The sequence below is a fragment of the Ureaplasma miroungigenitalium genome, assembly GCF_025780085.1.
Lineage (GTDB): Bacteria > Bacillota_I > Bacilli_A > Mycoplasmatales > Mycoplasmoidaceae > Ureaplasma > Ureaplasma miroungigenitalium.
Genome location: NZ_JAOXHL010000001.1, coordinates 173,261 through 186,136, shown reverse-complemented (window position 1 = coordinate 186,136; position 12,876 = coordinate 173,261). Strand labels below are relative to the sequence as shown.

11 protein-coding genes and 1 tRNA gene are annotated in these 12,876 nt (G+C 31.2%); 4 read left to right on the top strand and 8 right to left on the bottom strand.

Annotated elements, in window-relative coordinates; genetic code table 4:
* From OF376_RS00625 to OF376_RS00595, 7 genes are all read right to left on the bottom strand, one after another.
* Positions 1-843, bottom strand: a complete 843-nt coding sequence (locus tag OF376_RS00625; protein WP_263821620.1) for a hypothetical protein — start codon at positions 841-843, stop codon at positions 1-3.
* Positions 844-846: 3 nt separating this feature from the next.
* The gene (gene fmt, locus OF376_RS00620) at positions 847-1,773 is read right to left on the bottom strand and encodes a methionyl-tRNA formyltransferase (protein WP_263821619.1); all 927 of its coding nucleotides are present in this window, start codon (positions 1,771-1,773) and stop codon (positions 847-849) included.
* A 36-nt stretch (positions 1,774-1,809) separates the two neighbouring features.
* Positions 1,810-2,523, bottom strand: coding sequence for a DUF5385 domain-containing protein (locus tag OF376_RS00615; RefSeq protein WP_263821618.1), 714 nt, complete (start codon positions 2,521-2,523; stop codon positions 1,810-1,812).
* Between the two features lie 80 nt (positions 2,524-2,603).
* Positions 2,604-3,275: a tRNA (guanosine(46)-N7)-methyltransferase TrmB gene (gene trmB / locus OF376_RS00610; RefSeq protein ID WP_263821617.1), complete on the bottom strand. Its 672-nt coding sequence runs from the start codon at positions 3,273-3,275 to the stop codon at positions 2,604-2,606.
* A gap of 1 nt (position 3,276) precedes the next feature.
* Positions 3,277-3,795 carry a tRNA (cytidine(34)-2'-O)-methyltransferase gene (locus tag OF376_RS00605; RefSeq protein ID WP_263821616.1) on the bottom strand — a complete coding sequence of 173 codons (519 nt, stop codon included), beginning with the start codon at positions 3,793-3,795 and terminating at the stop codon, positions 3,277-3,279.
* A gap of 10 nt (positions 3,796-3,805) precedes the next feature.
* Complete coding sequence (locus OF376_RS00600; RefSeq protein ID WP_263821615.1) at positions 3,806-6,400, bottom strand: valine--tRNA ligase; 2,595 nt, start codon at positions 6,398-6,400, stop codon at positions 3,806-3,808.
* Between the two features lie 117 nt (positions 6,401-6,517).
* Positions 6,518-8,578, bottom strand: a complete 2,061-nt coding sequence (locus OF376_RS00595; protein ID WP_263821614.1) for a DUF2779 domain-containing protein — start codon at positions 8,576-8,578, stop codon at positions 6,518-6,520.
* A 106-nt stretch (positions 8,579-8,684) separates the two neighbouring features.
* Between OF376_RS00595 and rpmG the strand changes: the two genes are divergently transcribed.
* The 3 genes from rpmG to OF376_RS00580 all read left to right on the top strand — a co-directional run bounded on the left by rpmG (position 8,685) and on the right by OF376_RS00580 (position 10,033).
* Complete coding sequence (rpmG, locus tag OF376_RS00590) at positions 8,685-8,846, top strand: 50S ribosomal protein L33 (RefSeq protein WP_263817825.1); 162 nt, start codon at positions 8,685-8,687, stop codon at positions 8,844-8,846.
* Between the two features lie 25 nt (positions 8,847-8,871).
* On the top strand, positions 8,872-9,936 hold the full coding sequence (locus tag OF376_RS00585; protein WP_263821613.1) for an aminopeptidase P family protein: 1,065 nt from the start codon (positions 8,872-8,874) through the stop codon (positions 9,934-9,936).
* Positions 9,937-9,956: 20 nt separating this feature from the next.
* A tRNA-Trp gene (locus OF376_RS00580) sits at positions 9,957-10,033 on the top strand.
* Between the two features lie 67 nt (positions 10,034-10,100).
* Here OF376_RS00580 and OF376_RS00575 read toward each other — a convergent pair.
* Positions 10,101-11,012 carry a DegV family protein gene (locus OF376_RS00575; protein ID WP_263821612.1) on the bottom strand — a complete coding sequence of 304 codons (912 nt, stop codon included), beginning with the start codon at positions 11,010-11,012 and terminating at the stop codon, positions 10,101-10,103.
* Between the two features lie 100 nt (positions 11,013-11,112).
* Here OF376_RS00575 and thrS point away from each other — a divergent pair, with 100 nt between their 5' ends.
* Positions 11,113-12,825, top strand: coding sequence for a threonine--tRNA ligase (thrS, locus tag OF376_RS00570; protein ID WP_263821611.1), 1,713 nt, complete (start codon positions 11,113-11,115; stop codon positions 12,823-12,825).
* The last annotated feature ends 51 nt before the right edge of the window (positions 12,826-12,876 follow it).

Below are 12,876 nucleotides of genomic sequence, written 5' to 3'. Positions count from 1 at the left end.
TTACTCCTTTGTGTTTGTTGATGAATCTAACGGCTTTGTATCCGTTTCGTTTGATTCATCTTTTTTCTCGATTTTGAATTTTGATTTTTTATTAGGATCTTGCTTACGCATTAAAAGAATCCGTTCTTGTCCTGCTTTATAATAAGTATCCGCATTTTGGTACTCGTTATATAAATCAGCAGTATATTCGGCTGCATGTTTAGAACGCGCAATCAAGGCATTCGTAATGCGCACCATAATAATAATTGGTAAAATGAAGGCTACTAAAACGAGAACAAAACGAATTAAATAACCTCAGAAGTGAGCGTGTATTAATCCTGAAATAATCATGATGAAAAAACCAAATCATGACGAAACTAAAGGTACAAGAATATCTCAACGAACTTTTTTTACGCTAAAGATTAAAATGATGCTTAGGATAAGACCGAAAATAAAGTCGGCTAACATAACAACTCAAATTAAGAAATTAGTAATTACACCAGTTCCAAAATGGTAGTTGTGAGTTTGATAAAATTCTTGCGCAAAAGCTTCCAAAGCTTTTTTATGATCACCAGTTGCATTCGCAATTTGATCATTAATGTTAATTCATTTATAAAAACCTAATTCTCTTGGAAAAGTTATTTTATTAATGATACCCTCACCATATCAACGACCGTTTTGGGCTACTAAGTTATTTTGCCCTAGTAAATTGGGCTCACCTAGAAGTAAGAAGATGATGATCATTGGGATAATAATGACAAATAAAGTAATTAGAAATTTAATTAAATTAGGTGATTTTTCAGTCGTATTTAATTTAAAACTAGCTGCTAATTTGCTTTGGGTGTTAGAAAAACGATTAAACATGTATTACTCCTTTTTTAAATCATCGAAAATACTTTTACCATTTAAGACATCATGTACATAACTAATGTTTTTATTGGGTAATTGAATTTGATCTAAAATAACATCAAAATCTGATGTACTAACCAATAATTGTTTGTCATGATAAAAGATTGTCCCAGGTTGTTTAACGCTTTTTTGTTGACTAATTTTAATTCGATAAACCTTAAAATCAGTATCATGATAAGTCATTAAAGCAACGGGCTTATCGTTTAAAGCGTTAACAAAACGATTGACTAAACAAGCTTGTTGGTGAAAGTTGATATAACGTTCATTTTTTTGAATATTAAAGGCATAGCTAACTGCTTGCATATCTTGGGGTATACCGACTAAATCAGGTTGACATAGATCAAAAAAATGTTCTTGGATTAATTGCACACCTAGTTGTGTTAAGGTTTGCAATAAACTAGCATATGTGGTTGTCTCATCAATACTTGTTGATTTAGTAAATAAAATATTCCCAGCATCCATTTGTTTAATAGTGTGCATTAATGTTACTCCTGTTGTTTGATAACCATTGAGAATTGCGTAGTGAATAGGAGCACCACCACGTAATTTGGGTAACAAAGAAGCGTGGACGTTGACGATTTTATAAGTAGGTATATCGATAATACGTTGCGGAATAAATTGCCCATAAGCGCAAGTAATAATAATGTCGGGAGCTAGTGCTTTAATTTCCTCGTAAATATCATTAATTTTTGCAGGAGCTAAACATAATAAATTATTAGCAACACAATATTGCTTAACAGGGGTCATGACTAATGCGTTCTTACGATTACGCATTTTGTCTGGTTGACTAACAACACCCATAATTTCAACACCAGGTAAGTGGTGTACGGTTTTCAGTATTTCAACAGCAATTTCAGGGGTTCCAAAAAACATTGCCTTAATCATAATTTACCTCCTTAATACAAAAAAACAAGCAAACGCTTATTTGCTCTTATTTTTTTGTTCTTTATTTTTTTGTTTTTCAAGACGAGCTTGAGCTTTCATTTGACGTTTACGGTCAGCTTCCAATTGTTTTTGCTGCATCTTATCGTCACGATCTTTCATTTCCTTGATTCATCGGTATTCTACATCATAATCTAATGGACGAACAATCTCAATTTCTCGCTTAGTTTCTTTTTTATTAATCTTAATATTTTTAACTTCACATTCGAATGCTCTTGGTTCATCAACTTCAAAAGTTTTAGCATTTCGTGTGGTAAATAAAACCACATACAGTTCTTTCGGACGAGCGGTTTTTTCTTTTTTAATCCGTTTCATTTCTTCACGGTACAATGTTGGGTTAGTTGATTTTAATGCTTTTAAATCATCCATTTCCTGTTTGTAATCTTCTCGTTGCAGTTTAGTCATTTGACCAACGTTATGGGGATCTGGTCGACGGACAACATAAGAGTCGATAACCTCTTTCCCTTTATCGTTAATATCACGTAAATATTTTTTAACTGTTAATCAAACTTCGTTAGCATCTTTCGATGATTTATTACCAACATAAGTGGGCTGCGCATTTTGTTTTTTTCTTTTTTTAATGACAAAGAAAATAACGATCACGATCGGAATCAAAATGATGAGCATAAACATCATCTTGTTTCCTCCGGGTTGTTCTGCGTGTAAAATTGAATGTATGACGTTATTAATCATGCAATCCGTCCTTCCTTAGTCATTATAGACAAACTGTTTTAATTATAACAAATATAAGCTAATACCTAAAGGTAAGTATATTAAGCTAAAGGCTTATATTTGAAAATAATTTTTTTAATTTTAATATTTTGAGCTATGAATTTTTGCTCATATTCAGTGGGAATATTTTTGATGTATTCAGGATCATTATCGTTTTCGTAAAGGTCATATGTTAAATATAAGACTTCAAATTGATCGGGATGTTCGGCAATGACTTCATTGACCAAGTAATCAAAAAGCCCATCATTATCTGTTTTAAATTCGATTACGCCATCTGTTTTTAAAACCTGTGCGAAGATATTTAAAAAATTAGTGTGAACTAAACGTTTTTTAGCATGGCGTTTTTTGGGTCATGGATCACTGAAATTTAAAAACAAACGATCAACCGTTAGATCCTTGAATAGTTCAGCTAGATCAGTCGCATCAGCACTGATCATGGCCAGGTTGTGTAAGTTGAATTGTAAAGCTTTTTTATGAGCTTTAACAATTACTGTATCAAATTTTTCGAGTCCGATAAAGTTAATGTGTGGACTACGTAAAGCTTGGTTAATTATGAAATCTCCTTTACCCATACCAATTTCTAAATACAGTAATTGATGAGGATTTTTAAATAAACGGAGACATTCTTTTTTTAAAGCTGTTTTATCCTGAATAATATATTTAGTTTGCTGGGCTAAATAATCAGGGGCATTTTTATTATTTCTTAAACGCATTTTAAACCTCAAACTTTTTGTGTGGTTCGTATTTTAATAAATTTTTATATTCGTTCTGGCGAGCAACTTCATACATACCCATTGCTACTGAATTAGCAATGTTTAGGCTGCGCAGATTATAAGATGATGGAATGCGAATTCATTGGCTGTATTTTTGCAAAATAGCGTGATCGATTCCTGTTGATTCTTTACCGAACATTAGATAAATTTCGGCCTCATCCCAATTTTCATAAACATAATCTGATGGTGCTTTTGTTCCGTAACGAGTAAAGAGATAAATTTCTTTATCTTGCACATTGTTCATAGTTACAAATTGTTCAAAATCATCATATTCCAACAATTCTAAATGTTCAAGATGGTTAGTGGCAGTACGTATAAAATCCTTGTTAAATTTATCAGTTCGTAAAATGAAACCATAGGGTCTGATTAAATGTAAACGAGCGTTAAAACCAACACACATGCGCGCAATATTTCCGGCGTTTTCAATGATTTCTGGTTCAAATAAAACAATGTTTAACATATGAGTTGACCTACTTTTCTAATAAATTTAAAACTTCTTGCAGTTGGGCTTCGAAACTAACTAGTTTTTCTTTTTCTTTATTAACTAAGTGTTCAGGCGCTTTAGCTAGATATTTGGGATTATTTAATAAATTTTGACAACGTTTAATTTCGTTTAACAAGAATTCTTTTTTTGTTAATAAATTTTGTCTTTGTAAATTAATTTGTTCTGTATTATCAAAATTCATTTGCAATACTAAATCATTCACAATCAATGAAGTATTATACTGTTTGTCAGAGATTGTTTCAAAGACTAGTTCAGTGTTGACAATTTTTAAAATTTGATTATATAGGCTTAATTTAGCTTCGTGTGCTTGATTATTGATCACAAATACTAAAGGGTTTTTATTTCCAACATTATTTGCTGCTCTTCAATTTCGGATGTTAAAAATTAAGTCATTAATCATTTGTGCATCTGTGTTATTTGTATTAAACTCGAAAGGATTAATTGTTGATTTTAAGATAGATTCATGATTAGTGTTTCAATGTAATCATAATTCTTCGCTTAAGTTGTTTGCGAAAGGGTGCAATAACTTCAAGAATTCATAAAAGACAAAGAACATCGTTGTTTTAGTTTCGTGTGCAACGCTTGGATCATCTAAAAGCACTTTTGTATATTCTAAATATTTAGAAGCATAAACGTCATATAAGAAGTTGAATAAATCTTTGCTGACTACAACTAAATTATATTTATCCATGTTTTTAATATATTCGTCAATACAATTAGCTAATGATTGCATAATTCATTGGTTAATTGGGTGTTTTGGTTGGGGAATTGTTACCAGTTGATCATTAGCTAAGTCTTTATCAAAGAATTGATCTAAGAAGACAGCTACATTTCAAATTTTATTTAAATAATTTCATGCACTACTTATTTTTTCTTGACTGAAGTTTAAGTCTTCACCAATACTTGTTGATGAGGCGAAATAAACTCGCATAGCATCTAAACCATATTCATTAATAATATCAAATGGATCAATTCCATTATTTAATGATTTAGACATTTTTCGTCCTTGAGAATCTCGAATTAAACCATGAATTAAAACATCCTTAAAAGGTAATTCTTGGGTTAAATATCCACTAAAATTCATCATTCTTGAAACTCAGAAGAACAAGATATCCATACCTGTTACCATCAATGATGTCGGGAAATAATGGTTAAAGAACTCCGGATTTTTTTGTCATTTAGTTGTTAATAGTGGTCATAGTCCAGAAGAGAATCATGTATCCAATACATCTTCATCTTGAACGTAATTTTCTGAATCTGCTGGTGGATTAACACCTACATAAACGCTACCATCTTGTTTGTGATAATAAACGGGAATGCGGTGTCCTCATCATAGTTGTCGTGAAATACATCAGTCTTGCGTATTTTCTAATCATTGCATTAATGCTTTATGAAAACGTGGTGGATAGAATGTGGCTTGAGTTTTTTCATTTGTTTGTAGACTAATGGTTTGTTTAACTATATCTTGCATTTTGATGAATCATTGTAGAGATAGTAAGGGCTCAACAACTGCATTTGAACGTTGTGATAAACCGATTGATGTCTCATATTCTTCAACTTTCACAAGGTGGTTGTTGGCTTTTAATTTGGCTACAATTAAGTCGCGCGCTTGTAGACGATCGATGTTGGCGAATTCATCACACAATTCGTTTAGCGTTCCATCTGGATTCATAATATTAATTAATTCTAAATTGTGTTTTTTAGCTAATTCGTAGTCGTTAAAGTCGTGAGCTGGAGTACATTTCATTACACCAGTACCAAATTCTAGATCGATATAATCATCCAATAAAACATTCATTAATTGACCGTTAATTGGATTGATGAATTGTTTGTTTCATAAATGTTTATAACGTTGATCTTCAGGGTGCATAAAAAGAACTTTATCACCAAACATAGTTTCTGGTCGAGATGTGGCTACAATAACGCTATCTTGTTGATCAGCTGTTTCATATTGAATATAATAAAGTTTCCCTTTAACGTTTTCGTGGATAACTTCGACATCAGAAATAGCTGTTTGTAAAACGGGGTCTCAGTTGACTAATTTATTTGCTTGATAAATTAGTTTTTCATTATAAAGTTTGACAAAAACCTCCGATACTACTTTATTCACATCTTCATCAAGTGTGAATAAATAGTGGTTTTCGTCCATTCCTAAATTCAAGGCAGCAAATTGTTTACGAATATATTGTTCCTGTTCGTTTTTTCAATTTGTTAGTTTTTTTAAAAATTCTGTTCGTCCTAATGTTGTTTTATTTTGTTGCTCTGTATCTTGCAAAATTTTCTCAAATTTTGTTTGTGTCGCAATTCCAGCGTGGTCAGTTCCCGGAATAATAAAAGCGTCAAAATTTCGTAATTTTTTATAACGCACAATAATGTCTGGTAAACTAAAACCATAAGCATGTCCGATGTGTAAATGACCGGTTACATTGGGTGGTGGTAAAACAACAGTGAAGGGTTTTAGATCAGGATTGTGTTTAGTGAAAATAGCTTGATCTTTTCAGAACAGATGTTTATCTTTTTGAATTTGAATTGGATCATATTTTTTGTTTAATTTTTGCATAAAAACCCCTTTTTAAACATATTTAAAATATATGCTTCCGCATATTATCATTAATATCTTACACGATTCGCACAAGTTTATTGAGAGAAATCGATTTTTTAATGTAAAAAAAGCTAATTACAAGATATTTTGGTTTTTTAAGATTTGTAAAGCATAAAGTTCTACTGCAATCATAGCGCGAACATCATTTTCACAATAAATTTTAGCTTCTTTCATGAATTCGTTTCATTGTTCATCATCTAGCGTTTTAAAAACCCGCTTAGCGGTCTTGATTTGACACTCTAAACCATTCCCAATAGCTAAGGTTTTGTAATCATAACATTTAGTTTTATGAAAAAAATCAGGATAATATTTAGCGACTAATGGCAAGATTTTTTTAATAGAATAAAAACCACATAAATCAGGGATTAAAATATTTATTTTTTCAAGGTTTCGCACAGTAAAGAAATCAGCTAGATCAAATAAATTACGAATAATACATGTGATTTTCTTGGTGTATTCAGGTTCATTTATATATGTCTGCATTTCTTTTAACCGGGTTTGTTCAAAAGACTTATTATAGACTACATAAGAATAATCATCGCCATAGTATAAACTATCTACGACATCTTTGAATCATTGACGATCAATTTTTAAAGGATCACACATGAGATTTGTACAATTTAATTGTTCTAAATCATCTGATTCATGTCTTACTATGACTGAGTTTTGCGTGATGATTTGTGTGAAGGCATATGTTTGATCATAAACTCTAATGGCTGTATTAATTGATTCAAAATCAAAATAAACTTTATTTGGTTTTAATTTTGCTAGTAATGATTGCACATTGGCTTGATTAATAATGATTTGGTTTTTGGCGTATAAATCATATTGAGATTGGCGTTTAACTTGTTGAAAAGCTTGTTGTAAGTCATTATGATGGTTTATATTACCGTATTTAAAAATGGCGTGCGGGAATACATAACCACTAAACTTACATAACTGGTAATTTTCGTATTGGTATAGGGTACGTAAATCTAAAAAGAAATCATTATCTTTAAAAAAGCCTTTATCATTGTTGGAAGGTATAAAAGGTTCGGGAATGATGTTCGTTGGACTGTTTTTTTGTTTTGCTAATAAATATGCCTTATGCTCTTCTAATTCGGTTATCACACGATCAAATTCCAGAAAAATTTGATTAATTTTTTCAAAGAATGGTTCTAAACCGTACCGAGCGTTTAAATAATTCTTAAGGTTGGGATCAGTCGTTATTAAGGATATTAACTCTTCTTGATTAGCCAAAAAATCGGGATCAAGTAAATCATCCCACAATAAACCACTAAAATCATTCACAAACTCTTCAATTAATGATCCTTGTGCATCTAATTTAATATAACGACCCTGTTTTAAATTGCGCTTATAATAATCAGCTTGTTCGTCAGATAAGAAATTGCGAATTTTTTCATTATCATAACTTAAACCATTTTTTTGGTGCACATAGTATGGTGAAATAATAAAACTAACCTGGTCAATAACATCTAAACGTTCGTATTTAACAATACATAAATAAAAATGGCAAGCAAAACGATTCAGTACATCAGGGTTTTTACCAATTACTTCATATTGATAATACAAGTCGAGGATATGACGCAGTTTGACACTACTTGTTCCCTTAGTTTCAATAATGTGTAGTTCATCACCTTCACGCACTAAAGCATCTGGTTTGGTAATTTTATTACCGGTAATAAATACTGGTTGAAACAAAATAAAATCTTCGTCACTATTCAAAAACTCTTGGGTTTTAGTATAACGTTCAGGCATGCTTAATTTTTTAAAAGTAACATCACAATCAATTACATTTGAGATATGAGCAAATGTATTTTTAACGTGTTCTTGGGATTTATAGTCTAGAATGATACCTTCAGATATTTTTGGATCATTCGTATCTAAATTAGCATTTTGATCTAAGAACTCCTTGTATTCCTGATAATAATCATAACTGTCGAATTCTTCCGCTTCATCTTCGTCTTCATCATCAACTAGATCAGTAAAATATCCGGGTTGAATTTTAGTTTTTGCTAATTTTGTTTGTAATTGGATTTGAGCTTTGATTTCTTGGTTACTAAAGAATCACATATTTTTTTGTTTCGTATAGTATCCAATGTAGTCATATTTGCTAATATATGGCGATTGTTTCATATTTTATCGGGGTCCTTTGAAGTTTCTCTTAATAAAAAGACGTAAATATATTATAATATATTATTAGTATTGTAAAAGTAAGATACATAGATGTTGAGGTGAAAATATGGCTGTAAAACGTGGTGTTCGTTTCCAATGTACTGAGTGCAAGAACATTAATTATATTTCGACTAAAAATGTTAAAACAACTCCTGAAAAATTAACATTAAACAAATATTGCAACAACTGTCGTGTTGCTGTTGCACACACTGAAATTAAGAAAAAATAATAAATAAAAAAAAGGGGGACTTAATATGTCTTTTAAAATTGATCAAGCAGTAAACATGATTAAACAATTTAAAGAAGCAGACGGGATGATGTTATATTCAACACATAACCGTTACTGATTTTTAGAATTTGCTTCGACTGATGGATATGTGTTCATCAACAAAGAAGGTCGTGCAATTTTCCTTGTAGACGGCCGTTATATTACAGCAGCTAAACAAGAAGCTGTAAATGCTGAAGTCCGTTTATTGCAACACACAAAAGAAAAAACAGCAGCAGATTTATTACAAGATGCTTTAAACGAATTAAATATTAAAAATTTATTAGTTGAAGGTGATTATTTAACATTAAATACTCACGAATTTGTTAGCTCAATGGTTAAGAAAACTATTCCATTCACTTCTGCGGCGTTAAGAGCAATTAAAACCCCAGAAGAAATTTCTTTCTTGCAAAAAGCTTGTGAAATCGCAGCTGATACATGTGCATGAATTCAAAAACAAGATATTATTGGTTTAACTGAAAAACAAGTAGCTAATATGCTAACAAAACACATGTTAGATTTAGGTGCTGAAAAAAATTCATTTGATCCAATTGTTGCATCAGGTCCGAATGGTGGTGTTCCACACCATCATCCATCTGATCGTGTTATCCAAAATAATGATATGGTAACAACTGATATTGGTTGCTACTATAAAGGATATGCTTCAGATATTACTCGTTCATTCTTAGTAGGGGACAAAAATAACCCTAAAATGCAAGCGATTTATGATCTTGTTAAAAAAGCACAACAAGCTGGAATTGATATGTTAAGTGATCAAGTAACAGGGGCGCAAGTTGATGATACATGTCGTCAAATTATTAAAGATGCAGGTTATGATGAATACTTTACACACGGAACTGGTCACGGTGTAGGGATTGAAGTTCATGAACTACCTAATACTAACCAAGGTAACAAAGAATTATTGTTTAATTATGCAGTAGTGACTGTTGAACCAGGGGTGTACATTCCACATGTTGGTGGAGTCCGAATTGAAGACACAATTGCTATTATTGATGGCAAACCAGTTGTTTTAACAAAGAACGCTCCAAAATAAAATATCATGCCTAATCAGGGAAGGGTATAGTTCAATTTGGTAGAACAATAGACTCCAAATCTATGTGTTACGGGTTCGAGTCCTGTTACCCTTGCCATATAAATTAACCATGAGATTTCATGATGTTTAAAATAAAAACCACCTTTTTATTAGGTGGTTTTTTATTACGCTTGTTCTAGAGGATAATATTCTTTGATGTGTGTTTTTTTAATTTTAGTTACCATTTGAATCGCAAATGATTTTTCTCTTGTATAAACTGTAAACACATTTGGTCCAGGTCGATAAACAATATCGTTTTTTTGAATACCGTAATGGTGAATTAAGTATTCTGTAATTTGGTTTAGATGTGCTTCATCAAGATTGGCGTGTAAGATGGCTACCTTGTCAATGTTATTTGCGTTTAATTGATTATTATAAACATGATCAATTAAATCTATCATTTTGATGTGGGCATGATCATAATTCCGAGCTAGACCACCATAGTGGTTTTTATATTCTTGTTTAATAATAGGAATTACATGGGCAATTTTTAAGAAGACACCTTTTATTTTTGAAATTCGGCCAGATTTAACTAAACCATTAATGTCTTTGCAGGCAAACATACTAGTTGAATATAGTGAGAATTCATTGATATAAGTTTTAATTTCATGATCAGTGTATTCGCGTTCATTTAACATTTTTACTAATGAAAGAGCTAAGTGTTCAAGTGCATAACCAAAAGTTTGCGTATCGGCAACAATTAGTTGGTCTTTAAAGTCTTGCGCCACCATTTTTAAGTTATTGTATTGTGAACTAAAACCTTTAGAAATTCCGATAAAGATGATTTTTTCGTATTCTTTTGATAACTCTTCAACAACTTGGTAAACTTTTCCTAAAACACTACAACTGGTTGAAAAACTATAACCTTCATCAATATAATCAAACACATCTTGACTACTTAGAGAAGTTGGTTCGTCTTCAAACAGTTTTTCATCGCTACGCATGATGCTTAATGGTAAAACACGGATGGGTAGATTATTTAAATGTAATGGATCAATTGAAGATGAGGAATCGGTTAAAATGATAAATTTTTGCATATATTGCCTCCTTATATTTATTTTATAACAAAACACTTTATTAAAACATAATATAATTAATATTAATGTATAAAGATATATGTTAAGACAAGGAAATAAAATGGATAATTTGAATGCAAAATTAAACTGACAAACTGCTTTTGGTTTGGCATACACTTTAAAACGTTTATATAAGGATATTGAAATCGCTACTATTAACTTACAAGATGAAGGTTTTTATGTCGATTTTAAAATCGACAACGACGTGAAGGTTAGTGTTGATGATTTTAAAAAAATCAAAAAAGAATTTACAAAATTAATTAACAACAAGGAAGCGGTCGACTTATTGACGGATTACACAACAGATAATTTCTTCGTCAATGATCAAAAACAAAAAAAACCCCACTTGAACTTTTTTCAAGTACGTGATTTCGTTTTTCTAGCTGATCTAGATAAAGAATTCAATTTATTTAATAGCCGTCATTATGAACTATTAAATATGGGTGGTAGTTATTATAAAAATAACGCCAAACTAGACCAATTAGTAAGAATTAGCGGGATTTGTTTTGCTTCAAGCGAAGAATTAAATCAATATTTAGAAATCCTAAATGAACGTAAAGAACGTGACCACCGAAAAATTGGTAAGGAATTAGATTTATTTGCTTTTAATTTATTAGCTGGTCAAGGTCTACCTATCTGAAAACCAAACGGTACAATCATTAAACAAAAAGTTCAACAATTTATTAATGAGTTGGAATTTATGTATGATTTTACACCAGTTATTACACCGATTTTAGGAAGTATTGATTTATATAAAACAAGTGGTCACTGAGATCATTACCAAGAAAATATTTTCCCACCAATTAATGTTGATGATGAAACATTTGTTTTACGTCCAATGACCTGTCCACACCATACTTTAGTTTATAGTGATAACTTACGTTCTTACCGTAATTTACCAGTGCGTTTATGCGAACATTCAATTCTACACCGTTATGAATCATCTGGTGGTTTAACAGGATTTGAACGGGTAAGAGAAATGATCCTAGAAGATTGCCATGTTTTCTGTCGTTTAGATCAAATTGAACAAGAAGTACAAAATGCTTTTGCCATGATTAAAAAAGCTCACGAAGGTTTAAAAATTAAAGCCTTTGAAATTCATTTATCGTTATATGATGAAAATGATCATGAAAAATTCTATAATGATCCGAAGATGTGAAAAGAATCACAAGACGCCTTACGTGCAATGTTAAATAAAAATAACATTCCGTTTAAGGAAATGGTTGGGGAAGCTGCTTTCTATGGACCAAAGATCGATTTCCAAGTTAAAACGAGCTTGAACCGGATTATTACAATTTCGACAATTCAATTAGACTTCTTATTACCAAAACGTTTTGGATTAACTTATATAGATTCACAAAAGAATGCGATTACACCTGTTATGATTCACATTGGAATCATTGGGACATATGAACGGTTCTTAGCCATCTTATTAGAACAAACTAAAGGGATTTTACCTTTCTGATTAGCGCCAACCCAAGTGATTGTTATTCCTGTTAATGAGGAAATCCATGGGGTGTATGCACGTAATTTACACATGAAATTAAAATCATTGATGCTACACAGTGTTTATGATGACCGTAACGAACGTATTTCTAAGAAAATTCGTGAAGCTCAAATTAACAAGATTCCTTACCAAATTGTTGTAGGGGACAAAGAAATTGAAGACGAAAATTTAATTACTTACCGTGAATACGGTCAAGAAATAACTAACACTGTTCCATTTAACGAATTCATTGATTTATTACAAAATAAAATTAAAAACAAAGAATAGTGCTTAGCACTATGAGTAATAAAAAAAGACCCGCATGGGTCTTTTTTTGTT